Annotated in this window: 23 protein-coding genes; 9 read left to right on the forward strand and 14 right to left on the reverse strand. The window is 44.7% G+C overall.

The features are described from left to right. Positions 1-106: 106 nt before the first annotated feature. Both frr and Q0R52_RS11260 read left to right on the forward strand, forming a co-directional pair. Positions 107-670: a ribosome recycling factor gene (gene frr, locus Q0R52_RS11255; protein ID WP_295794749.1), complete on the forward strand. Its 564-nt coding sequence runs from the start codon at positions 107-109 to the stop codon at positions 668-670. Between the two features lie 23 nt (positions 671-693). Continuing rightward, positions 694-1,029, forward strand: a complete 336-nt coding sequence (locus Q0R52_RS11260; protein ID WP_295794750.1) for a hypothetical protein — start codon at positions 694-696, stop codon at positions 1,027-1,029. A gap of 132 nt (positions 1,030-1,161) precedes the next feature. Here Q0R52_RS11260 and Q0R52_RS11265 read toward each other — a convergent pair whose 3' ends face one another. Then, on the reverse strand, positions 1,162-1,842 hold the full coding sequence (locus tag Q0R52_RS11265) for an OmpA family protein (protein ID WP_295794752.1): 681 nt from the start codon (positions 1,840-1,842) through the stop codon (positions 1,162-1,164). 267 nt (positions 1,843-2,109) lie between these two features. Then, entirely contained in the window at positions 2,110-2,964 is an 855-nt protein-coding gene (locus Q0R52_RS11270) for a DUF6515 family protein (RefSeq protein ID WP_295794753.1), read from the reverse strand. A 321-nt stretch (positions 2,965-3,285) separates the two neighbouring features. On the opposite strand from Q0R52_RS11270, the gene Q0R52_RS11275 reads away from it, so the two are divergent. From Q0R52_RS11275 to Q0R52_RS11285, 3 genes are read left to right on the forward strand one after another with little or no spacing between them, the layout of a single operon-like run. Next, positions 3,286-3,867 carry a hypothetical protein gene (locus tag Q0R52_RS11275; RefSeq protein WP_295794754.1) on the forward strand — a complete coding sequence of 194 codons (582 nt, stop codon included), beginning with the start codon at positions 3,286-3,288 and terminating at the stop codon, positions 3,865-3,867. Between the two features lie 43 nt (positions 3,868-3,910). Next, the gene (locus tag Q0R52_RS11280; protein ID WP_295794755.1) at positions 3,911-5,170 is read left to right on the forward strand and encodes a hypothetical protein; all 1,260 of its coding nucleotides are present in this window, start codon (positions 3,911-3,913) and stop codon (positions 5,168-5,170) included. Between the two features lie 4 nt (positions 5,171-5,174). Then, on the forward strand, positions 5,175-6,632 hold the full coding sequence (locus Q0R52_RS11285) for a hypothetical protein (RefSeq protein WP_295794756.1): 1,458 nt from the start codon (positions 5,175-5,177) through the stop codon (positions 6,630-6,632). Positions 6,633-6,792: 160 nt separating this feature from the next. On the opposite strand, the gene Q0R52_RS11290 is transcribed toward Q0R52_RS11285, so the two are convergent. The 4 genes from Q0R52_RS11290 to Q0R52_RS11305 all read right to left on the reverse strand — a co-directional run bounded on the left by Q0R52_RS11290 (position 6,793) and on the right by Q0R52_RS11305 (position 12,266). Next, the gene (locus Q0R52_RS11290; protein ID WP_295794757.1) at positions 6,793-7,920 is read right to left on the reverse strand and encodes a TlpA disulfide reductase family protein; all 1,128 of its coding nucleotides are present in this window, start codon (positions 7,918-7,920) and stop codon (positions 6,793-6,795) included. Positions 7,921-8,033: 113 nt separating this feature from the next. Continuing rightward, complete coding sequence (locus Q0R52_RS11295) at positions 8,034-9,170, reverse strand: TlpA disulfide reductase family protein (protein ID WP_295794758.1); 1,137 nt, start codon at positions 9,168-9,170, stop codon at positions 8,034-8,036. Between the two features lie 56 nt (positions 9,171-9,226). Beyond that, positions 9,227-10,411, reverse strand: a complete 1,185-nt coding sequence (locus tag Q0R52_RS11300) for a formimidoylglutamase (protein WP_295794759.1) — start codon at positions 10,409-10,411, stop codon at positions 9,227-9,229. 196 nt (positions 10,412-10,607) lie between these two features. Further along, complete coding sequence (locus tag Q0R52_RS11305; protein WP_295794760.1) at positions 10,608-12,266, reverse strand: glutamine--tRNA ligase/YqeY domain fusion protein; 1,659 nt, start codon at positions 12,264-12,266, stop codon at positions 10,608-10,610. A 175-nt stretch (positions 12,267-12,441) separates the two neighbouring features. On the opposite strand from Q0R52_RS11305, the gene Q0R52_RS11310 reads away from it, so the two are divergent. Then, on the forward strand, positions 12,442-13,338 hold the full coding sequence (locus Q0R52_RS11310; RefSeq protein WP_295794761.1) for a cyclase family protein: 897 nt from the start codon (positions 12,442-12,444) through the stop codon (positions 13,336-13,338). On the opposite strand, the gene Q0R52_RS11315 is transcribed toward Q0R52_RS11310, so the two are convergent. Beyond that, entirely contained in the window at positions 13,335-14,345 is a 1,011-nt protein-coding gene (locus tag Q0R52_RS11315; RefSeq protein WP_295794762.1) for a dipeptide epimerase, read from the reverse strand. The two genes, Q0R52_RS11310 and Q0R52_RS11315, sit on opposite strands and share 4 nt — an antisense overlap. Before the next feature lie 54 nt (positions 14,346-14,399). Between Q0R52_RS11315 and Q0R52_RS11320 the strand changes: the two genes are divergently transcribed. Then, positions 14,400-15,389 carry a hypothetical protein gene (locus Q0R52_RS11320; protein ID WP_295794763.1) on the forward strand — a complete coding sequence of 330 codons (990 nt, stop codon included), beginning with the start codon at positions 14,400-14,402 and terminating at the stop codon, positions 15,387-15,389. On the opposite strand, the gene Q0R52_RS11325 is transcribed toward Q0R52_RS11320, so the two are convergent. The 4 genes from Q0R52_RS11325 to Q0R52_RS11340 are packed head-to-tail and all read right to left on the reverse strand — an operon-like array spanning position 15,358 to position 18,882. Next, entirely contained in the window at positions 15,358-15,990 is a 633-nt protein-coding gene (locus Q0R52_RS11325; RefSeq protein ID WP_295794764.1) for a rhomboid family intramembrane serine protease, read from the reverse strand. The genes Q0R52_RS11320 and Q0R52_RS11325 overlap by 32 nt on opposite strands. Beyond that, positions 15,990-17,732 carry a M14 family zinc carboxypeptidase gene (locus Q0R52_RS11330; protein WP_295794765.1) on the reverse strand — a complete coding sequence of 581 codons (1,743 nt, stop codon included), beginning with the start codon at positions 17,730-17,732 and terminating at the stop codon, positions 15,990-15,992. Before Q0R52_RS11330 ends, Q0R52_RS11325 begins: the two co-directional genes overlap by 1 nt. Before the next feature lie 50 nt (positions 17,733-17,782). After that, positions 17,783-18,142: an MmcQ/YjbR family DNA-binding protein gene (locus Q0R52_RS11335; RefSeq protein WP_295794766.1), complete on the reverse strand. Its 360-nt coding sequence runs from the start codon at positions 18,140-18,142 to the stop codon at positions 17,783-17,785. Positions 18,143-18,144: 2 nt separating this feature from the next. Beyond that, positions 18,145-18,882 (reverse strand): outer membrane beta-barrel protein, encoded by a 738-nt coding sequence (locus tag Q0R52_RS11340; protein WP_295794767.1) that lies wholly within the window; start codon positions 18,880-18,882, stop codon positions 18,145-18,147. Positions 18,883-18,970: 88 nt separating this feature from the next. Between Q0R52_RS11340 and pepT the strand changes: the two genes are divergently transcribed. Further along, complete coding sequence (gene pepT, locus Q0R52_RS11345) at positions 18,971-20,221, forward strand: peptidase T (protein WP_295794768.1); 1,251 nt, start codon at positions 18,971-18,973, stop codon at positions 20,219-20,221. Position 20,222: 1 nt separating this feature from the next. Here the strand turns inward: pepT and Q0R52_RS11350 are convergent, their stop codons facing one another. The 3 genes from Q0R52_RS11350 to Q0R52_RS11360 form a co-directional block, all read right to left on the reverse strand. Beyond that, positions 20,223-20,882, reverse strand: a complete 660-nt coding sequence (locus tag Q0R52_RS11350) for a hypothetical protein (RefSeq protein ID WP_295794769.1) — start codon at positions 20,880-20,882, stop codon at positions 20,223-20,225. A 97-nt stretch (positions 20,883-20,979) separates the two neighbouring features. Beyond that, entirely contained in the window at positions 20,980-21,441 is a 462-nt protein-coding gene (locus tag Q0R52_RS11355; protein ID WP_295794770.1) for a MaoC family dehydratase, read from the reverse strand. A gap of 225 nt (positions 21,442-21,666) precedes the next feature. Then, entirely contained in the window at positions 21,667-22,251 is a 585-nt protein-coding gene (locus Q0R52_RS11360; protein WP_295794772.1) for a sigma-70 family RNA polymerase sigma factor, read from the reverse strand. Positions 22,252-22,709: 458 nt separating this feature from the next. Here Q0R52_RS11360 and Q0R52_RS11365 point away from each other — a divergent pair. After that, on the forward strand, positions 22,710-24,971 hold a 2,262-nt coding region (locus Q0R52_RS11365; RefSeq protein WP_295794773.1), incomplete at its 3' end, for an excinuclease ABC subunit A.

Genomic DNA, 24,971 nt, shown 5'->3' on the forward strand with positions numbered 1-24,971 from the left:
CGGGCGGCCTGGTATCAAACAAAATTTATCTTCTGTCGTTCGGTCTTTTCCGTCTTCCCTACTTTCGGACTTTTTTATTATTTTTGTCACCAAAATCAGCAAAACAATGAGCGAACTCATTAAAAAACAAGTTACCGACGCCCGCGCCCACATGGAAAAAGCCATTGAACACTGCGACGGCGAATTACTAAAAATACGCGCCGGCAAGGCTAGTCCTTCCATGCTCGATGATATTGTGGTTGATTATTACGGCAGTCCTACCCCGTTGAACCAGGTAGGCAGCGTTAACACCCCTGATGCGCGTACCATTGTGGTGCAGCCCTGGGAAAAGTCGTTGTTGGGCCCGATAGAAAAAGCCATTATGGAAGCCAACCTGGGCGTTAACCCGCAAAACGACGGTGTTATCATCCGCATAAACGTACCCCCGCTTACCGAAGAGCGCCGCCGCGACCTGGTGAAGAAAGCCAAAGCGGAAGCCGAAACAGGTAAAATTGCTATCCGCAACATCCGCAAGGATGCCAACGAAAAAATAAGGAAACTAAAAACCGAAGGTGTATCAGAAGACGAAATGAAAACCGGCGAAGCCGAAATTCAAAAGCTTACCGATAGCTATATTGTTAAAGTTGATGTGCTGTCGGACGCTAAGGAAAAAGATATTATGACCGTGTAATTTTATTGCAGGTTATACTTTTAATGGGAAAGCCGCTTCTGAATGGAGCGGCTTTTTTGCGTGAAATGGGTGTCATGCTGATACACTCGAAGCATGAGGGCAAAGGCCTCTGCACGCGAGAAATGTACTTAATGCACGGCGGGTTGCTTCGAAATAAAGTTTTTAGTATCAACCTATTGTCCACCCCGCTCAATTGCCGCGGGGGCTGTTACTTTTTTCTTGATAAAAAAGTAACCAAAAAATCAAGACAGAAAAAAGCTTCAGCGCTGCAGGGCAGACTCCCTGGCCCGCTTTTCTGTCAGGCCTTTACCCGCCTTAAACACAATGTTATGTTACGCCAAAAATTGTTGCCTTTTTAAAGCCCTGATCAACTGTGGGCCATTTTAGATTAAAAACAGCAAATAACCAAGCCATAAAACAACAAACCCCGCCACATTGGGCAGGGTTCATCTTTTTATCTTGACTCTTGATTCTGGGCTCTTGACTCTTAATTACTGTCCTGTAGTTTTGGCGCTTGATTTCATGTTATCGTTTGCTACAATAACAATTTCAACGCGACGGTTTTGAGCGCGGCCGTCAACGGTGGTGTTGTCGCCAATTGGCTCGGTTTCGCCCTTGCCCTGTACGGTAAGCCTCGAACCGCTGATGTTATTAGCTGTAATTACCGATTTTACCGCCTGTGCACGCTGTATAGAAAGTTCCATATTGTGCGCATCAGAGCCTGTATTGTCGGTATGTCCAACTATCAGGATGTTTGTTTCGGGATTGCTTTGCAGCGATGCTGCCAGTTTTTGCAGGTTTGTTTGTGCTGCGGCTTTTACGTCGGCCTTGTCGGTATCAAACAAAATGCCCGAGCTAAAATTAACAATTATGCCTTCGCCCGCGCGGGTAACAGTTGCGCCCGGAACGGTTTGTTTTATTTCGGCAGCCTGTTTATCCATTTTGTGGCCAATTAGCGCTCCGGCAGTACCGCCAACGGCGCCACCTACTATTGCACCCAGTGCAGTATTACCGGCTGCCTTGCCGACCAGTGCGCCTAATACGCCGCCACCGGCAACACCAATGGCTGCCCCTTTTTGTGTTTTTGTTAACGAGTTACAGCTAGTTCCTAATGTACCGGCTAATGCTAAAGCTACACCAAGCGTAGCCACCTTAAATTGAAAAGTTTTCATATTTTACTGAAATGTATAAATGCAATTATACAAAGCGGATGCCAAAAGGCAATGATGCGGACATTTGAAATCTTATTTCGTTTGATATAATATTAATTACCAGGAGGAAATATTTCAACACATATTGCGCTGTGACTAATAATTAATCAGCGGTGCAGGGGGTACCTGCCCAATATTTGGTACACTAAATAATATTTACGGTCGTATGAAATAAAAAAGGCCCCGATCAATAGGGGCCTTTCCATAAAACTATTTTCGTATCGGCAATTAAATATCTTTGCCGTCGTTGGCGGGCAGGCTTGCAATCCGGTATGCGGTATTACCATCCGGACCAGTTACTTTTTCGTAATAGATATTGTTAGGGGATACAAAATATTTTTTACCGTTTAACGACACCTTGCGGCAGTCATCGGGCAATTGGTTTACAATGTCGCCCACGCGTGGTGCGGCTATGTTTGCATTAGGATCGGTAGCGCTGTCGTTGGTGTTCAGCACGCCATCTTTCCCGGCCACTACGTATATTTTTTTGCCTTTGTCGTCAACGGTTTCTTTGTAATACACACCGTCCAGCTCGTAAAACTGTACGCCGTCAATTTTTATTGGCTGTGCATCTTCAGGCAAGTCTGGCACGCCTGCGCCAACAGGCGGTTCGGTAACCTGGTATCCACCATTATCGTAAGGGCTGTAAAACACGCCCCCGTAGTAATAATATAACGATGAACCCCAGTAAAAAGGGTAATAGCCATAAGGCAAAAAGCCAAGGTAGAAACCAATGTGCGGGTAACCATAGTAACCTAGGCCGGTGCGGTAAAACGCGCCGCCGTGGTAACCGGTTGAGCCGCCCAGGTCATTGCCCGTACGTCCCCTGTAACCTACCGCCGCTGAATTTGGCCTGACACCGGCAAAGCTGCCACTATTGCCGCGGACACCTACACCAGTTGCCGGGCGTGCAATACCTAAGTTACTTCCCCTGAAGCCTCCGCCCATGCTGCCGCCGCCACCTATACGAACGCCACCGCCACCATGGCTTGCACCACGCTGCGCACTGGCCGGGGCAACCATTAACACAGAAAGCATCCCGGTTAAAAACAACCCTGATGCATATTTGAATAACGTTTTCATATTTTTATTATAATCTTATTAACAGAAGTTTCCGGTTTTAAGTATCGGCTCCTTTAAATTAAAAGCACTTTTTCAGTTAGACAAAAAAGTCGCATAAAGGTTTAATCCGCAAATCAAAAATATCGATAAGAAAATTGATTTCCTAATACCAGGCAAAGCAAATACCCGGCAAAAAAGGTCGATTTATTCCGGCCCTTGTCGAGTGTAAAATAGTTGTTACACCCAGATGCTATTATAGCTAATTATTGTTGCGTAACATTTTTTAATGGTAATTTAACTGAAACCGATAGCCATAAACATTTCTAAACCGTATAAACCTCCATGTACAAAATTCTCTGCACAACAATGTTGATAGCACTTATCAGCATACAAGCCAATGCCCAAACGGGTAAGTTCAATTTAGACAGGCACCTATATCCCGGTAGCATAACCAAAACCGATGGGCAGGTTATTAAGGGGTATATTTTTAACCAGGGCAAAGAAGCCAATCAGCGGGAATGCCTTTTTTACACTGATGCTGATGACTTACGCACAAAAATCGTTTTTAAACCCGCCGACCTGGTTGGGTACTCGATTGAAAATTTTCAGTACAAAAGCATGAACTATAGCGGAAACATCGGATTCGGCAAAAACGGGCGTAATTTTTTACTGGTTTTAAAACCAGGCGCAATTGGCGAATACATTTATTACCTGGGCGAAGAACAAGTTGTTTTACAAAAAGGCGATGAAGAACCCGTAAGCAATGCCTCTCTGTTTTTAGGTTTCAGGAAGAGTATGCTAAAACTGGTTGGCGATGATACCGAGCTTGCCGGCAAAATTGACCGTAAAGAAAAAGGATACGGCTTAACAAGCCTGGATGCTATTGTGGATGAATATAATAAATGGGCCGCATCAAAAAAATAACCGCCCCATTACTCCAATAAATCAATTACTAAATTTAATTATTTTGAAAAAAGCGCTTAAAACGTGGCTGACTGTTGTGCTGGTGATTATAACCGGCGCCTGTTTCGCACAAAAGATAAAATCTGACGAAATACCCTATTTTTATAACAAGCCACCTGCAGTTGCAGTGGACAAAAACATCAAAAATTTCCAGGTAGTACTTGAGGCCGCTTACGAAGCGAAAAACCAGCAATTAATGAAAAATTACGAGCAGGAGAAACGTGCCGCTGTCGACAGATATAGAAAAGATCTGGCTGATTACCCCGTACTTGTAAAGGCCGCAGAAGCAAGGTATGATAAGGAAATGGCTGAGTACAACAAAAAGTCGCTGGGCACAAAAATTGTTGAAACCTCGCTTAATGGCAACGGAAAGCCGGTAAAGCAGCTGCCCAACAGGCCTTATATGACGGAGGTGCCCTACCCCGATTTACAATCATCATATGACTACGGCGCCCTCGGGTCGACCTATATTAATCTGGAAGGCTATCAAAACAACCCAACCAATGCGTTGAAAATTGTGGTAACCCTTTTTGGGTACGATCATACTGTGCCCCGCAATATGGATGAACAGCAGGAAAGCGTAAGCCTGGGCAGCGGCAACAACGGCGTTCATAAAACCACCTTGTATCACACCGAATTTTCGTACAGGCACCCCATGACGGTGAAGGTTTTTGCGCCCGATGGCAAGGAACAGCTAAGCTTAACACCGCCGGAGCTTAATTCCTATAAAATTTACAAAAGCGATGCCACCACAACGCCCGTAAGGATTAATACGGAGCTGCTTGTAAAAACATCGGCCGAAAAAGTATTACAGGAAAACTTAAAATTTATAAACACTCTGCTAAACGATAAGTACGGTTTCTCAAAAGTTAAGCGCACCGCCACCCTATATTATATAAAAAACAACGATGCCGAATACCAGGATATGACCACGGCCTTTAACGAAGCGTCATCAGGCTTGATTATGTTACAGCAGGATGCGGCTGGTGCCAAAGCGAAATTAGACAAAGCCTGTGGTTTGTGGAACACTGCGTTAAAAGAGGCGGACCCAAACAACAAAAAGGCCCGCATTAATAAAGACATAACCCTGGTGATATACTTTAACCTGCTGGAAGCTTATTTTGCCGAAGGCAACGTAAGCGATGGTCAAAGTACTTTAGATAAAATGAACAACATTAACCTGTCGATGTCAGACAGGAGAACAAAAATTGGATATGACATGCTTTTTTCCGAGCTTAAAACACGTCAGCAAAACAATCAATAACAGTATGAAAAATTATATATTAAGCACTATAGCCATTTTTGCCTTCATAGGCGCGCAGGCCCAGGTAAAAGTAAACCAGGGAAATAACAGCCAGGAATTTAAAACAATAAAACAGCCTAAATTTTCGTCATTTTCTGATGATAACGCCAACTATTTTATAATAAAACGGGTTGAACATTTCGAAAAAATAAACACCCTTATTGTAGCTGATAAAACCGGCAGCATTAATATCGACAAAGAGATAAGGATAAACCGCGGCACATTTAATAACAATGCGGAAGTAAACAGTTTGCTTGTTGCCGGCAACTCCATTGTCGCTTTTGTAGAAAGCAGGAGCAAAGACAATGGCAAGAATACACTTACTGCCCGTATAGTCGACAAAAACGGGACCATCAGCAACACCGACTTACCGGTAGGCAGCATTGATTTTGTAAAAATGAGCAACGCCGGCGACTGGTACACTACCGTTACCCCGGATAAAAAACACATTGCCGTAGTAGGCCGGCTACCCCACGAAAAAAATATGCCCGACCAGTTTAAATACTTTTTGCTGGACGAAACCCTGAAAGTTACCGGTACCGGCCAGTTCAGCTTTGCAGGCTATACCAAAGAAATATCTGTATGGAATTTCCTCGCGTCAGACAAAGGCGACCTGTATATCATATCCGAAGAATTTGATAAGTCATACAAATATCCTGTTGTTTACCAGGCTAAGGCAGGGTCGGCTACAGGCAGCATTATCCCGGTTATTATTGCTGACCCTGCTTTGAGGGTGCTGAACTACGTATCCGGTGTAAACCCCGCGGGCGACCTGGTAATTGCCGGCTATTCGCAGCAAAAGAAAACGTTTTCGATGGGCGATGTGCAGGCGGTTGGTACCTGGTTATTTAATTCCTCGAAACCACAGGAAGTAAAAACCTTTAAGTTTGATAAACCAATAACAAATATGACTGCCCGTAATATTGTTTACAACGGCGATACATTTTTTATGGTGGGCGAGCAATATAAGGAAGAAAAAGAGCCTAACAGGGAAACTGGGATGGCTGCACTAAACGCGGAGGAGAATTTCAACTATGAGCATGGCGATATTGTTGTAACTGCTTTCGGCGGCGACGGAAACAAAAAGTTTGATTTGCCGGTTAGCCGCAATAACTGGAAGTCGCGCAATGTTGATCAACAATTTATGGTAGCATCTGGCATTATCAATAACAAGCTGGCCATTGTTTTTAACGATATATATGGTAAATACATCGACGATAAATATTACAAAAACTACAAGCTGCCGGTGGCTATTACAATTAATAACGATGGGCTGATGGATGCCCCGGTGCATTTTGCAAAAGAACTGGACGTAAAGCTAAGCACCTATACTTTGTTGCCGTTGTTTTCCAGCGCAGGCGGTAATCGCCTGGTATTATTAACTGGCAATGAGCAAAGTGTTAAAACGGTAACGTTTCAGTAAACGGAAGACCGAGAAACATCCTAAAGCTGGTCAGCCTGGTGGTTAACACCCGTTATTGATTTATCCACCAACAAAAAAGTCCGGAACGAAGGGTCTGATCGACTCTTTCTTCCGGACTTTTTCTTTCCTTCTTTCGGTCTTTACCGATTTTCCGTACTAATTAAATCTTCCCGAAAATTTCGGCTAATTTGTTTTCAAGGTCTTCGCCGCGCAGGTTTTTACCGATGATTTTTCCATCCGGGTCGAGCAGGAAATTTTGAGGGATGGCACGCACGGCATACAAACCGGCAGTTGCACTGTCCCAGAATTTCAGGTCAGACACATGGTTCCATGTTAAACCATCTTTATGGATGGCATCCATCCATTTTTGTTTTGCTCCCGGCCTGTCTAACGACACGCCTATAATAGTAAATTTCTGGTTTTTATAATGATTGTATGCCTTAACCACGTTAGGGTTCTCCATACGGCAAGGGCCGCACCACGATGCCCAAAAATCAACCAAAACATATTTACCACGGAACGATGACAGGTTAACCATTTTGCCGGCAGTATCAGCCTCGGCAAACGTTGGTGCAATAGCACCCATGGCAACATTTTTCATTTTTGGCAGCAATTCGGCAAATTTCTTACCGCTTTCCGACGATTTTACGGCTGGTGATAAACTGTTAAACAACGGGGCTATTTCTGCATAGTCATGCCCGTAAGCAAAGCCGGGTAAAAGGTTTAAACAGATGTACGAGTCTGGATTATCCTTTATAAATTGAACATCAATCTGTGTCCCCTGTGCTTCAATTGTTTTTTCGGTTTTTTCGTTTTCTTTTTGAAAAGCTTCTGATTTTTTAACATCGTCAGAGGCTGCTTTCATTTTCGCCTCTAAAGCTGTGTAAGCGTCGTCTATCGGTTTGCGGGCCAAATCGTATTTGGCATTTTCAAGGTTGGTTTTGGTGCCTTCAACCTTTGCATCGGCAAGGGTATCGGGGCTGTTAACGGTTATAGTGCCGTTTTCAAGGTATATGCTTTTATAATCGTGATAGCCCGGGCCGGTGCCTTTTTGATTAAGCTGCAGGTATGCCATTGATGGCGCTGCGCCTGTTGTGCCGGTAAAAGTAAATTTGCCATTAACAACCACCACCGAGTCGGTAGCAGGCTTGCCATCCTTGCGCGATTGCAGGTAGACTTTGGCCGGGGCATTTAAATTACCTATGGAACCCTGCACCACATATTTGCCGGTTTGCGCAAATGCAAGCGCCGGTAAGCCTGCCAATGCCATTAGTACAATCTTTTTCATCAGTTTAATTTTTTGTTTGAAACGTAAACTTAAAAAATTTAATTGATGAAAGGTGTGCGGCAATTGTCAAAAAAAGGCTACGAAAGGAAAATCTGTTGTTTGACGATGACGTTTTATTTACCCAGCACCTCTTTTAGTTTCTCATCCAAATCATCACCACGCAGGTTTTTCGCTATGATTTTGCCGTTAGGGTCAATCAGGAAGTTTGCCGGGATGGACGATACATAAAACAGGGCCGCTGCGGCGTTGCTCCAGTACTTTAGGTCCGATACCTGTGTCCAGTTAAGGCCGTCGTTTTTGATGGCTGACAGCCAGTCGGCACGGGCGCCCTGCCTGTCGAGCGATACGCCAAGGATAGTAAAGTTTTTCTCTTTGTATTTATTGTATACCCGCACCACGTTGGGGTTTTCCTGGCGACAAGGGCCGCACCACGAGGCCCAAAAATCAACCAAAACATATTTACCACGAAACGATGATAGCTTCACAGGCACGCCGTTTACGTCGTTCTGCGTAAAATCGGGCGCCATTGCTCCAGGGGCTGTGTGTTTCAGCGGCTCAAGTGCCTTCATAAAGTTAACGGCGGTTTCGGTATTGCGCAAAGCCGGCGAAAGCGTTTTGTATAACGAATCCAGTTCGAAAGGGTCGGGCGACGGGCCGTCAACATCATACAGGGCCAGCAAGCTCAAATAGCTGTCGGGGTTGCCGAGTATAAATTTTTTGATGACCGTTTTCTGGTCTGCCTGCAGCTTTTTGTATTTGGCCTGCATCGCGCTCCTGAATTCGGGCGTATTTTTTTCGGCGCCGGCTTTCATGCCTTCAGAAGCCAAAACCTGTGCCCGCGCCTTTATCGGCTCAAGCTGTGCTGTCAGGTTTTTGTCGTCGTCGTTTATTTTCGAGCCGGTAACTTTTGCCTTCTTCGCCGAATCGGGACTGTTTATAGCAAACTCACCTTTATCAATATAAAAATGCAGTATATCGGCAGTGCTGTCCAGCTTGTTAAAACCGATGCCCTTATGGTCAACCACTAAAATGGCGTTGGTGGGGTTCAATATATTGCCCTTAAAATCAAAACTGCCTCCCGCCACCAGCGAGGAGTCGATTACCTGGTTAGCGCCAAGTTTGTATATTAAATAAGCCCGCGCAGGCGCGTCCAAACTCCCTATTTTGCCTTTTATCGCAAAGGTCTCTTCGGTTTGCGCCTGTACTAAAAAGGGCAAAAATGCTACTACTAAAAAAAATACTTTCTTCATCTGTTCATCAGCGTGTAAGCTGTGTTAACGTTAAAACGACGATTGAATTATACAGCTTAATTTAATTTTTGATACGTGCGCCACCAAAGGTCGGGCATTTCGCCCGAAACTGCGGTCTTGTAATCGTCATATTGGCAGGGCACAAGGTGAAAGCGCTCGTTTTTTGAGCCGCCTGCAGGGTAAGGAACCTGCATCCACCAGCGGTCGGATTTTTTGCTTTTTACAAACACCAGTTCGTGCTCATCGTGCTTTAGGCTGGTCTTATATATCAAATACTGTGATTTTGGGCTGAGTGGGAAATCGCGCTTGCGGTTATACACTCCATCCATAAAATACCAGATCATTTGGGCCAGCAGCATTGCGGTTTGCCCATTATTATCATAAGCAGGGTTAAACTCATAAAACCCTATCGACGTAAGCTTGTCATTAAACCCCGCGTAACGGGCTATCTGGCAGGCCTCTTCGCCATAAAAACCATTTGGCGTTGCATTGGCATTCGCCACGGCATCAGATGATCGGATAGCGCTTATATCAAAGCTTATCATGCTGGCATTGCGGATGATGGGCTCGGCTACGGCAACATTTCCGCTTAGTTCTCCCAGCCGGTGTACATCAAAATAGAGCTTGTCCATTACCCGCAGGCTATCCTGGCTGGTAAAAAAGGTCTGATAGCCAAGGTTGCTGAAATTAAACAGGTAATTTGGTTCGTGCAGAAATATTTTGTTGAGGTATGATTCGGACGTGGTTTCAATACTATCCGGTTTGCTGTCGTCGTCGTCCAAATCAAAATGCGAGTCAACAATCACCAGGTCTACCTTTTGCTCCAGATCCTCATAAGCCAGGTATTGGGCGTAGGTAAGGTCTTGCCCGCCGCCGATAATGATGGGGATGATATCTTTTTTGACTAACTCGCTAACCACCGTTTTTAAAGCAATGTATGTATCGGTAACAGTAGCACCACGGCGAATATTACCAAGGTCGACGATCTTGGTGTTATAATTACCCTCGTTAAGACGGTATAGCTTTTCGCGCACATAATCGGGACCTAACGCGCAGCCCGGGTTGTTGACGGCATTGCGGTCTTCCTGCACGCCAATGATAGCGATATCTGTTTTATCAGCCATCGATGGAAAATCAACCGAATAAAATTCAATTTTGCTCCCCAGCTGACTGGTATAATACCCCTTTGCAGGGACAATCATTTTTTGGTCGATGGGTGTAAAAAAATCGGCTAATGACATTGTTGTTGATGTGTCCCCGGCTGTTTTCGGGAATGATATGCAAATGTGCGTTTTTTAACTAAGATTTACAGGATTAGAAGATTATAGGATTAAAAAATCACAAAGCGCCGGGTTTTGACCCGACGCGATTAATGCCACGTTAATATTGAATAAATCGAGTATTTTTAATACCCAACGGCTAAGTCAAACTGCCAGCTTATTTTTTCACCCACCCATCTTTCAGCGTTACTGTTCTGTTGAACACCAGCTTATCAGTAGTTGAGTTTTTATCCAGCGTAAAATATCCTTTGCGCATAAATTGGTAACCTTTACCGGGTACGGCCGTTGCCAGGTCAGGCTCGATATACACGTTGTTTAATATGTGCAGGCTGCTTGCGTTGATGTATTCTTTAAAATCACCGTCTTCGTTTGATGGATCTTCAACCTTGAACAGGCGATCGTACAGTCGCACTTCAGCGGTTTTTGCATGGGGCACACTCACCCAGTGGATGGTGCCTTTTACATGTATGCCGCTGGTATCGTTCTGCGATTTTGATTCGGGAATATAAGTACAGTGTATTTCAGTCACGTTGCCTTCGGCATCTTTAACAAAGCTGTCGCATTTAACAATATAGGCGCTTTTGAGGCGCACCATCAGGCCAACACCCAGGCGGAAAAACTTCTTTGGAGGCTCTTCCATAAAATCCTCGCGCTCAATCCAAAGCTCGCTGCTAAATGGCAATTCCCTGCCGCCTTCGCCGCCTTCAACTTCAGGATTGTTCTCGCTGAACAGCAATTCGGTTTGGCCCTCAGGATAGTTAGTGATAACCATTTTAATAGGGTCGAGCACGGCCATACGGCGCCAGGCTGTTTTATTCAAATCCTCGCGGATACAAAACTCCAGCAGGCTCACGTCTATCATATTTTCACGTTTAGCCACGCCGATGCGTTCGCAAAACTCGCGGATAGAAGCAGGCGTGTAGCCACGGCGGCGCAAACCGCTGATGGTTGGCATACGCGGGTCGTCCCAGCCTTCAACGTATTTTTCCTCAACCAGTTGTAGCAGCTTGCGCTTGCTCATTACGGTGTAGTTAAGGTTTAAACGGGCAAACTCATATTGTTTTGAAGGGAAAATCTCCAACTTCTCGATAAACCAGTTGTACAAATCGCGGTGCGATACAAATTCGAGGGTACAAACAGAGTGGGTTATTTCCTCAATGGCATCCGACTCGCCATGCGCAAAATCATACATCGGGTAAATACACCAGGTATCGCCGGTGCGGTGATGATGGGTATGCTTTATACGATACATCAACGGGTCGCGCAATAGCATGTTTGGCGAGGCAAGGTCAACCTTTGCACGCAATACTTTTGCGCCATCTGGATATTTGCCTGCCTTCATATCGGCAAACAGCTGCAGGTTTTCCTCAATACTGCGGCTGCGGTATTGATTTGGCGTACCGGGTTCGGTTGGCGTGCCTTTTTGCCCTGCTATTTCTTCGGAAGTGCTATCGTCAACGTAGGCAAGGCCTTTTTTTATCAGCGTAACTGCAAATTCGTAAAGCGTATCAAAATAGTCGGACGCGTAAAGTTCGTTAGCCCAATTAAAGCCAAGCCATTTTACGTCTTCCTTAATGCTGTCAACGTATTCAACTTCTTCTTTGGCGGGGTTGGTATCATCAAAGCGAAGATTGGTTTGTCCGCCGTAACGCTGCGCCAAACCAAAGTTTAAGCATATTGATTTGGCATGGCCGATATGCAGGTAACCATTAGGCTCGGGCGGGAAACGGGTAAGCACACGGCCGCTGTTTTTGCCGGCAGCAATATCGGCCTCAACTATCTCCTCTAAAAAATTTAATGACTTTTCTTCGCTCATGATGTAAAATATAGCAACGGGGCAAAGGTAATAAATTGAAATTTGATGGGGGAATGGATTTGAGCGGATAGTTACGTGTCCGTAAATACCTGCTTAAGTTTGCCAGGCGGTAACAATTTCCTATTTTTAACCGGTGGCAGGGGCGTCTACCGATAACTTTTCAAACTAAGTACTTATGGCCGATAAAAGAGTTGTTTTTGATTTCGATATAGCTTTCACCAATGGCGGCGGCATACAGGGACAGGACTTTCGGCTGGATATTGATGGCGACACCATTGACGATAAGGCCCTCGCCGATTACGTTGTGCAGGATATGCAGCTGCTGATGGTTGGCGAAGTAAAAATCCTTAACAAGTATTACATCGAAGAAAAACATAAGCGGACTGCCGTAAACATCGCGGCCGATGAACAACTCATCGATCTAAGCCACTCCGTTTTTGATGGCCTGGTAACCTACAAAGGGCTGCCCGCACCTATCATATGCGATTATTTGAGCCGCGAGAACTCGAAACAATTTTATGAAGCCGGCACCGAATTCCAGATTGGCAAAATCGAGATGGTTACCAATACCGGTACTTATTTGGATTGCCCTTTTCATAGGTTTGAACACGGCATGGATTTATCGCAAATAGCACTTGAACAATGTGCGGAGCTTGAGGCCATCACCATAAATGCAAAAGATGCTACCGAAATTGGTAAAGAATACTTTACCGGCAAAGAAATCAGGAACAAAGCCGTATTGATTTACACCGGCTGGGCAAAACACTGGAACACCACCGATTATTTTGAAGGCCACCCATACCTTACAGAAGAAGCAGCCATTTACCTAAAAGAATGCGGCGTAAAACTAGTCGGGATCGACAGCCATAATATTGATAACACCGCCGGCAAAACCCGGCCTGTGCATACCACCCTGCTTGGTGCAGAAATATTGATAGTTGAGCACATGTGCAACCTGGAATTGCTGCCCGAAAGCGGTTACCTGTTCAGCGCCGTGCCGCCAAAAATTGAAGGAGCAGGCACGTTCCCGGTGAGAGCGTATGCGAGTTTGAAAAAGCGAGCTGCATTTTAAATTTCAATACCCAATCCTGCATTGTATCGCAACACCCACTTCCCATCCACAAACTCCGGCATTTTAAAAGGATTATTACTCGTTAAAAACGGCCCATCCAAATCAGCCCAGTCGCATTGCGGGGCAAGCGCTATCCCGGCCAGGGTGGCGCAGCTGGTTTCGCTCATGCAGCCTATCATCAGCTTTAAACCAAGTTCATTGGCTTTTAATATCATCCGGTGAGCCTCATACATTCCTGCCGATTTCATCAGCTTAATGTTGATGCCATGGTAAACTCCTTTTGCCTTTTCCACATCAGGCAGGCGCTGCACCGCTTCATCGCCGATGATGGGGATCGGGCTGCGCTCGGTAAGCCAGGCATTGCTGTCGATATCGGTTTTCAGCATGGGTTGCTCTATCAGTAACACACCCTGTTCGTGCAGCCAGTGGCAAAGGTCGAGGCTTTGCTCCAAATCGGTCCAGCCCTGATTAGCGTCGACAAATAGTGGTTTATCGGTTACCGAGCGAATGGTATTTATCAGCTCGCGGTCGCTGTCGCGGCCAAGTTTTACTTTTATTATTTTACAGTCCGGCGCTTCCTTTACTTTTTGGATGATGACTTCGGGCGTATCAATCCCGATGGTGAAACTGGTTGCCGGCATATTTGCAGGGCTGCTACCCAGCAACTGCCAACAGGGTTTGTTTTGCAGCTTGCCATCCAGGTCGTGCAGGGCAATGTCGATGCCTGCCTTAATGGCGGGGTTGCCGGGGGCAATTTCATCCAGGTAAGCTATTATCGCGTCAAAATCAAAAGGGTATTTAAACTGCGCGGCATCCACCTTGCCTAAAAAATCGGTGGCGGTTTGAAAGCTCTCGCCCATGTAGGGCACCATTGACGCCTCGCCGTAGCCGGTTTTGCCTTCGTGCTCAACTTGTATAAGCATAAGCGGCGTTGAGGTACGCGAAAATTTCGCAATTGTAAAAGTGTGCCGCAGCAGCAGTTCGAATGGTTGGTAAGTCAGCTTCATGTTAAATTCAAAGCTAAAATTTTCCGGTCGGATTTGATGCTTATCTTTGCGGCCATGGGCCAACAAATTTATCATCCGTTCCAATCTTTTAAATTCGGCAACCGTAATTGCTTTTTAACCGGGCAGGCGCTAACGTCGGAAGAGGAACGCGTGCAGGTGTTCCCACAGTGGTTAATGAGCCTTTACGAGCTGGAAGATAAGCCATTTAAAATGCTTGATGAAAGCATGGCCACCTATAAGGACATTAAAATACCGTGTGCCGCCGCTGTTAATGACGAGTACCTGGAGCCGCTTGAAAATAAAATTGCCGCTGCCTTTGAATCGGGTTACGATGCTGTTAAAGAATTAGATGACCAGCTGCTTTTTCAGTGGGCGGCCAAAATGCTTTATGGGCTGATTTTTAATGAAGTGCAAGGCGGAATAAAACTACAGCACTCCAAAGGCGAAGAATTTAACATATCACAATCAATCATCCATAAATTCGATAACCTGCATTTAATGCTGCAAAGCCTTAACCTGCCTGTGGTGTTTGAAGACTTTAAGCCCTACAGTATTTTTTTGTTTAAGGTTGATAATAACCCCGCCGAGTTTGGCTATCGCGATGAGATAAACACACTTACTTTTTCGCTCCGTATCCGCGATTTTGGGCTGGTGATGTGTTTGCAGGATAATGGCGCAAATTATTCGTATCACCGCGAGGTTTACGATAAAATAAAGGAAGAAGTACTGCACCCAATACAATTTGAGGAGTTTTGCGGGCGGGTATTTTATTCGGCTTACCTGTTTAATCGTCTGCCGGAGTATAACGTACTGGAGGCTAACGACGAAATTTATATTGAAGCGATGCCTTTACGTGGCACCAGCAGTAAGCCATTGTTTGATACCTGGCTAAATAAAATATACGGACAGGTGCTGGAAAGCTTTTGGAAAAACTGGGGCTTTTTACTACTCGAGATTATTAAAAATCCCGAGCAGCCTATGAGTTTTTTATTTAACCCGGATGGTAGCTATATCAATGCATCCACGATTGAACTTTCTCGGTAATTTGATTTATAAACCCGTTTACAACGTGCGGGTGCAGCGCAATGGTTATTAACAATCCGCTCAGTGCGCCAAACATGTGCGCATCGTGATTGATATTATCTGCGGCACGCTTGGCAGCATAATTACAATAAATAAGGTAAAGTACACCAAAAACCACAGCCGGCATTTGAAATCCGGGTATCAGCATAAGCCCCAGCGGTGAAACAGGGCTATACAGAATATAGCTGAATATAACCGCACTCACTGCACCAGAAGCCCCGAGGCTGTGATACCATTCGTCGTTTTTATGCTTGTAAACTGTGGGCAGGTCACTTAAAATCAGGCTGACAAAGTATAGCACCCCAAACTGCCAGTGCCCCAGAACCGGTTCAAGCCCAAACGCAAAAAAGGAAAATGAAAGCATGTTAAACAGCAAGTGCATGATGTCGGCGTGAATAAATCCACTGCTCACAACGGTATAAACACGCTGACCGCGGTATACGCTGAACGGGTGCAATATCAATTGGGCATAAATGTTATCGCTATAAAATGCCCAAACCGAAGTAAGAATAGTAAAAGCAAATATAAAGGAGGCCACTGGGGCCGTCTGCAAATATTCCATTATTTCAAATCGAGTTTAGTATCGGTAACAATCCTGCCTACCGGGTAGCGAAGATATGTTTTTTCGAAATAGATAGAGTTGCGGTACAAAAAGTTTAATTGTGCGCCCGCGCTGGCGGCCAGTTTAGGGTCCTTTGCTTTGGCATCATCCAGTTTCTTCCTTAGCTCTGTATCGGTTTTCAGCATCTCAGCGGCTTTGTCTTCAAACACATAATTGCTGAAATACTCCTTCTCGCCCAAAACCGAATCAAAAAAGTTCCATGCAAAGAAAGAATCTACACCCTGCGGCTCCAAAGTTTCAACTATGTAACGGTTCAGTGGCTGGTTAGTGTAAACCACGTAGTCGCCCTCATAAAATTTAACCGGCATAGTAATAGGGTTAAGCTTTACGGCGCTGTGGATATAATGCCCTTCGTAAGGCTTATTCGGGGTTTTATAATCGTCGATATAATACATCTGCAGGGTAAGCGAGGTGTCGTGTGTCAGGCGGCGCATAGCAACACTATTCAGCTTAAACAGGTCTATGATTTTGCCCCAGGCCTGCGGTATTACATAGGCCAGCGGTTTATCAACTGTTTCAGTTGCTTTGTAGGTATTCAGATACTTTACAGTTTTGGTATATGGCTGGTTGCGGTCGTAATATAAACGTTTCAGACCGCTAATGTCGCTGGGTTTGTACAGGGCAGCGTAGCCTTTAAAAGTGATGGTGTCGATATGGTCGTGGTCGACGTCCCAGTCCATGGCAAAGGTTTTTTGCTGAGCCACCTGCTCATCAGCCTTATGCTTCAGTTCGCCTACCAGTTTGGCATCACGCTCATAAATATCAACCAGGTGCTTTTCAAATTCGTAGGTGGCCCACACCCGTTTGTCGAACGGCTTCAGCATATGCGTTTCGGTAATATAGCTGATGATGTTGCGCTGTGACGTATAGCCCGTAGCAAACCTCGGCGTTTCCAAAAAACTTACGATTCCTGAATCGGGCAAACCACGCTCCCCTGCGCCGTAAGGTATCATTTCATAACCGCCTTTTTTCATACGTTTATAAAGTTCTGGCGTTAAAGTTTCTGAAGTATATTTTGAGAGTATTGGATTTTGCTTATCCTTTTGGGTTTCAATTAGCGTCATGGTGTACTGGTAGTCGGCGCCATCGCTGGTGTGGTTATCCAAAAAGATCTCAGGGTTCCAGGTGTTTACTATCTGCTCAAAAGCCAGCGCGTTGCGACTATCGGCCTTAATAAAATCGCGGTTTAAATCGAGGTTGCGGTAATTGCCCCTAAAACCATAGGCCCGCGGCCCGTTCTGGCTCACGCGGCTCCAGCCACGGTTCATGGCGCCGTCAATATTGTATAGGGCTATCATGCAAATTACAATGTTTTTGGGCAGCGCATTTTTTTTCAGCAGGTCGCGGGCAAACATCATGCTGGCATCTATGCCTTCCGGCTCGCCGGGGTGTATGCCATTGTTTATCAGCAGCACACGTTTGTTTTGTTTTTTGATTAAAGCAGGGTCGAACACCTTATCGCGCGATAACACCACCAGTGTTAAAGGCTTGCCGATATCAGTAGTGCCGTAATTGATCAATTTCATCTGCGGGTTGGTGGCCGCAAGTTTTTTGTAATAAGCAATAACCTCGCTGTAAGTGGCTGTGTAGTGTTTATCCTTACTAAGTTCAAAAGGGGTGAGCTGGGCGCTTGCGTTAAAAAAAACAAAGCAGCAAAACAGGGCCGATAAAAGAGTTTTCATGAAAAGGGCTTTTGGCAAATATAATTACCGGCGCCGAATAAAAATGTATTTTATTGGTTACCTGCGGCCAGCTCTTCCTGCAGCTTTTTAGGCAAACCTTTAATCACTTCGTTGTATGAGTGGTCAATCATATCGTGAAGTTGTTTTTTGGTGAGTGTGCCGTTAAGGCTAACTGTGTTCCACATCTTTTTGTTCATGTGGTAGCCGGGCTGTACTTCAGTATATTTTTCGCGCAGTTCAACGGCAAGTTCGGGCTCGCATTTTACATTAAAGCTTGCTCCCTGACTTATGCTGGTAAGTAAAAATATTTTGCCGGCAACTTTAAATACCAGCGTATCCTCGCCAAAGGGTAAACCCTCAGTCACCGCAGGCTTTTGCAGGCAATAATCACGAAGTTCTTCAATATTCATGCTTAAAATCCGTAAGTCCTAACCAGCTTGTTATAGGATACCGTTGTACCGAAGAAGTACTTGAAGCCAATTGTAAACTGCCGGTACTGGTTAGTTGCATTATTCTTAAATTTCGAGGTAGGGTCGTCGTAGCCATCCAAACCTTCGCCAAAAACAATGTTGTGCACGTAGCCTACATCAATTGCCCAGCCTGGTTCGGCGTATGAGTCGTATATTTTAAACTCATAACCCACCCTTAGCGGTATCGAAAAATTAATGCTTTTGTCTTTCCCCGGGAAAACGTAGTCGGTGCCGCCATTGGCTAAAATTACATTTGTACGCTGTACTTTATTATTGTTGCTAACTATTCCGATACCGGTGCCTGCATAAAATCCTTTTACTGCATTTAAAAACCAGTCGTTTTCATAATCAATGAACGCACCCAGCTGCACATCGGCATGCATGTAAAGCGCCAAAAAATTATTGGTAAACTGGCGACCGTACCTGTCCTTATCAACAGTTAGCCCTCCGCCCGATAAATTGCCACGCTGCAATTCCAATTCCATGGGGATATAAGGGTTGAAATTATAAGTACCAAAGATTTGCCCGGTAAAGTTTTGACTTTGTTTAGGGACATTCGTATAACCACGCTCATAACTTGCGCCAAAACCGACGCCAAATTGATAATAATTGTAACCAGCCTGCGCATTGGCAGCAACAGTAGAAATTACAAGGGCTATTAATAAAATATATCTTTTCAATTGATAAATTTTGCGCAATATTTACAATTTTGGAGTAATATTATACTGTTTCCTCAAAATTAAAAATTTTAGTGACATATTGCTTAATATGAATATTAATTCGTTGCTCAAATACACGGTTACCGAACGGTTTTTAAGGTACGTAACCATTGATACTCAATCCGACCCGGCATCCGAAACTACACCCTCAACGCCAAAACAAAAAGATTTGGGGCGATTGTTAGTGTCCGAATTGCTGGCGATGGGCGTTACTGATGCCCACATGGACGAATATGGCTATGTATACGCAACAATACCTGCAAATGTTAACAAGGCTGTCCCCGTAATTTGTTTTTGCTCGCACATGGATACGGCGCCCGATTGCAGCGGTACGGATGTAAAACCAATAATACACAAAAATTATGATGGCGAGGACCTTGTTTTGCCCGATGACACAGCGCAAATAATAAAACTTACAGAACACCCCGATTTAAAAAACCAGCTGGGTAACGACATAATTACTGCCAGCGGTACTACCCTTTTAGGCGCTGATAACAAAGCCGGCGTAGCCGAAATTATGGATGCCTGTTACCAGCTAATCAATCACCCTGAAATAAAGCACGGCACTATCCGCATATTATTTACACCCGATGAAGAGATTGGCCGGGGAGTCGATAAGGCTGATATTAAAAAACTTAGCGCATATGCCGGTTATACCATGGATGGCGAAAGCGCAGGCAATATGGAGAACGAAACCTTCAGTGCCGATGGCGCGAAGCTGGTGATAAAGGGAGTGAGCTCGCATCCGGGCTTTGCCAAAGGCAAAATGGAAAGTGCCATAAAAATTGCCGGGCAGATAGTAGCATCGTTGCCTTATGATTTATCGCCCGAAGGAACTGAAAACAAGCAGGGTTTTGTGCATCCTGTAGCCATTGAGGGCCATGTGGAAACGGCAAGCATCGATTTCATCATCCGCGATTTCGAGGATGATAAACTGATTGAACATGCCAATGTAATCCGCCATGTTGCAGATAAGGCATTAAAAAACTTTCCCGGCTCAACCTATACGCTTGATATAAAGCCCCAATACCGCAACATGAAAAGCGTACTGGACAAGCACCCGCAGATTGTTGAGTACGGCATGGAAGCCATAAAACGCGCCGGGCTTGATGCAAAACTATGCAGTATTCGCGGCGGCACGGATGGTTCGCGACTGTCGTTCATGGGCTTGCCCTGCCCCAATATTTTTGCCGGCGAGCACGCCTTTCACGGCAAACACGAATGGGTATCGGTACAGGATATGCAAAAAGCGGTAGGCACCATTTTGCACTTGTGCGTGGTGTGGGAAGAGAAGAGTTAACTTATTTCACGTTATAACTCAAGATGGTTTCCTTATCATAAATAGAGCCCGAAATGCCGGTATCCGATTCTATCATACCAACGCCTTTGGCAAGGTAGAAATCATAAACCGAATAGCTCATAAAACCGGAACCTAAATCATATTGAAGGTCAGCCTGGGTATGCATTACATTGGTGAAAGTTTTGCCGTTAACAACCCAGGTTATGCCTTTTTCTTTAATGGTATTTATCATTTGTGCCGGGAAACCATTAACGTAACCATCAGCAGTTGGGCTGGTAGTCCAGCTATATCCTGCCGCTTTGGTGTCGTTCCCCAAACGTATTTCTATGTTAATCCCGTAATTCGGAATGGTTTGGAGTATCGCAAAATCATGATTAGCTGTGTAAAAATAACCTAAGGTGTTCCCCTTTACGGTCGACGAGCTGGTTGCTTCGTAATAGCTTTTGCCATTAAACGTTTTTGTGTTCCCCGTCATTTTTATCACTGTCGAGCTTGTGGCACCGGCAATTTCTTCTTTATAAGTCCACGTGCTGCCGGAAGTAACCGGGAAATAGCTGTCGGATGTTGAAGCACCGTCGCCAGGCTTTGGGTCGTTTTTTGAAGATATACAGCCCGTTGCAAAAAATGCCACAACGGCGATAAGGATAAAGGTATGTTTCATGGGATAAATATATTAAAACCCCAACAATTTCCTTTGACTTAATTTTATGTCGGTATAATAGAGCAATATATCTTTTAATTATACCCAATAAGTATTATCAGGAGTTAAAATGATATAAAAATACCACCTCGCCGGTGTAAGCCGGTTTTTTCTCGCCGTCAATCTCCATGGTCACACCAATGGTTGCTTTAGTAATACCACGCAAATTAACAATGGCCACCAATTTGGCATGCAGGCGCACCTGGCTGTCGACTTTTACGGGTTGCGCAAAGCGGATATTTTCGATGCTGTAGTTTATCTGCATCTTAAGGTTTTGCACATCTGCAATCTGGTGCCAAAAGTAAGGCAGCAAGGATACAGTTAGGTAACCATGCGCAATGGTGGCTTTAAAAGGGCCTTCACTTTCGGCCCGCACCGGATCAGTATGTATCCACTGATGGTCGATGGTCGCATCAGCAAACTTGTTTATCTGTTCCTGGGTTATGGTGTGCCAGCCTGAAATGCCAATCTCTTTACCGAGGTAGGATTCAAATTCGGGGTGGTTTCTTATAACTATCATTGGGTAACGCTTTAGAGTGATGATTAATTGGATTGTAAAAATAGTAAACTGCGGGAGATTGCGAAATGTTTATGGGATAGTTAATAATATTCCAGGGCGGAATGCGTTGTGCAGCCGATAATTAACCAACCAGGCGTTCTCAAATAAAAAAGTCAGAAAGTTTAACTGGCGATTTTGCACCGGTAAACTTTCTGACCTAATATCTAACTTCTAATTAACTATTCTCTAGTTTTTAAGGCTCAACTCCTTGCTTTGCATCATTTTGCGCAGATTATTAAGCGCATAGCGCATACGGCCAAGGGCAGTATTGATGCTTACATCGGTAATGTCGGCAATTTCTTTAAAGCTCATATCGCCAAAGTGGCGCATAATCAACACCTCTTTTTGCTCTGCAGGTAACAGGTGGATTAATGATTTCAGGTCTTTATACGTTTGCTCTCTGACCATGCGGTCTTCGGTGCTTTCGTCATAATTTCCTAACACCTCAAAAATATCAAAATCATCGCCATTGCTAATCATCGGCGCTCGTTTTTCACGGCGGAAATGGTCGATCACTAAATTATGAGCTATACGTGTTACCCACGGCAAAAACTTACCTTCTTCGTTATATTTTCCGGCTTTTAAGGTATTTATCACCTTAATAAACGCATCCTGAAAAATATCCTCAGCGAGGTATTCGTCTTTAACAAGCAAATAAATGGAAGTATATATTTTTGATTGGTAGCGGCGAATTAATTCAACCAGCCCTCCTTCATCACCCGCAATGTAAAGATGGATTAAATCCTGGTCACTCTTCAATTGAAAATCCATAGAAAACTACTTACTTAAGTATTTAAATATTTTATTAAAGTAGAGTTTCTTCTATAGCGTTATCTTTTAGGGATTAAAAAATTGTTATCCCAAATAAAACAAATTATCACCAAATAAACAAATATTATTTTTCACGATAAATATTTTTCCTTGTTTTATATGGTTAAAACATAGACTGAAAGCATTTCAAAAGGTTTTAGCGGCAATTGTCAGCCCAATGCAAACTATTTAGTAAATAGGCAGATAACTCCCCACTAATTCTAAAACTCATTTGGATTCTGCTAAATATTTTAGGATTTTTGCATTTTGGGCGAAAGTTCATGGTTGATGGTTCATAGTTCATAGCCGGAATGCTATTTGCAGTGAAAAAGCACGCCAAAACTATGCCCAATAACTGTCTGTAGCTCATTAGGTAACCTGTTATTGCCATGAACTATGAACCATGAACTATGAACTAAATGGAAGAAGCAGAAAAAGACCCTCAACATCATATTATTATAAAAGGCGCCCGGGTACACAACCTTAAAAATATGGATGTGGCCATACCTAAAAACAAGCTGGTGGTGATCACCGGTATGTCGGGTTCGGGCAAGTCGTCGCTGGCTTTTGATACGCTTTATGCCGAAGGGCAGCGCCGTTATGTAGAGAGCCTTTCATCATACGCGCGCCAGTTTTTGGGCCGCATGAACAAGCCCGATGTTGATTATATTAAAGGAATTGCCCCCGCAATAGCTATTGAGCAAAAGGTTATCACTTCAAACCCTCGGTCAACCGTTGGTACATCAACTGAAATTTACGATTATTTAAAACTCCTGTTTTCCCGTATCGGCAAAACTATTTCGCCGGTATCAGGCGGTTTGGTTAAGAAAGATTCGGTTACTGATGTCATTAATTTTATAATGACGCTGCCGGCCGAAACCATGGTGACTATACTTTGCCCGCTTTACCCGCACAATAACCGCAGCCTGAAAGAGGAGTTGGCCGTATTGATGCAAAAAGGCTTTGTAAGGGTCGAATTCCGTGGCAAATTATCCAAAATTGAGGATTTGCTGGAGGATATGAGCATTGTGGACGATGGCAGCTGGCTGGTTGAAGAAGTAAACGGGGAAGAAGTTGGGGTGAAAGCGAAAGCCGGGAAGACCAAGGCAAAAAGCAAAAAGGCAGAGGTCGTGGCTGAGGAGGTTGCTCCCCAGGCGGCAATCCAAACGGTAAGAATTGTAATCGACCGTATCTCCAAAAACGAAGAAGATGAAACCTACAGCCGCCTTGGTGACTCGATACAAACTGCATTTTTTGAAGGCAAGGGCGATTGTTACGTGCGTTACACCGAGCCGGATGCTGCAGCCGAAACAGAGCGTTTTTTTTGCGACAGGTTTGAGCTGGATGGCATCCGCTTTGAAGAACCTACGCCAAACTTTTTCAGCTTTAACAATCCTTACGGGGCTTGTAAACGCTGCGAGGGCTACGGTAAGGTAATTGGCATCGACGAAGATTTGGTAATACCCGATAAAAGCAAAAGTATTTACGAGGGCGCTATTGCCCCATGGCGCGGCGAAAAAATGCGCGAATGGAACGACAACCTGGTTAAAAGTGCTTTAAAGTTTGATTTTCCAATCCATCGCCAATATAATTTCCTGACCGAAAAAGAGCAGCAATTGCTTTGGACCGGCAACCAGTATTTCCGTGGCCTTAACGAGTTTTTTAAGGAGATGGAGGAGCAAACTTACAAAATTCAATATAGGGTGTTGCTTTCGCGATACAGGGGAAAAACCACCTGTCCGGAATGTAAAGGCAGCCGGTTAAGGAAAGATGCATCTTATGTGAAAATTAACGGCAAATCCATTACCGATGTTGTGTTGATGGCTTTGGATAAAGCATTGGATTTCTTTCAAACTATTGAGCTTAACGAAACCGATGCCAAAGTGGGCAAGCGCCTGCTGATGGAAATAACCAACCGCCTGTTGTTTTTAAATGACGTTGGGTTGAGCTATTTAACGCTTAACAGGTTATCAAATACCCTTTCGGGTGGTGAGTCTCAGCGTATAAATTTGGCAACCTCGCTGGGCAGTAGCCTGGTGGGCTCTGTTTATGTATTGGACGAGCCAAGCATCGGCCTGCACCCGCGCGATACGCAACGTTTAATTGGTGTTTTAAAATCTCTGCGTGATGTGGGCAATACGGTTTTGGTGGTTGAACACGAAGAAGAAATAATGAAAGCCGCCGACCACGTGATTGATATTGGCCCCGAAGCCGGCACACATGGCGGTAACCTGGTTTTTAGCGGCACGTACGATGAGATTTTAAAGGACGACAAAAGCTTAACCGGTCGTTATTTGAGCGGGAAGGAGCAAATTGCAATCCCGGCGAGCCGCCGTAAATGGAACGACTTTATAGAGATAAAGGGTGCAAGGGAAAATAACCTGCAGCACGTAAATGCCAAATTCCCACTGGGAGTTTTGACCGTGGTAACCGGCGTATCCGGCTCGGGTAAAACCAGTTTGGTAAAACGAATATTAGCCCCTGCGCTCCAAAAAACCCTGGGCAACTATAACGCCGAACAAACCGGCGCCTATGACAGTATTGAAGGCGACTACCAGAAAATTGAACAGGTTGAAATGGTTGACCAGAACCCTATCGGCCGCTCGTCACGCTCGAACCCGGTTACTTACGTAAAAGCCTGGGATGAGATACGCAACCTGTATGCCGCACTACCTGTTGCC

This window comes from Mucilaginibacter sp., from assembly GCF_025359345.1.
Classification (GTDB): domain Bacteria; phylum Bacteroidota; class Bacteroidia; order Sphingobacteriales; family Sphingobacteriaceae; genus Mucilaginibacter.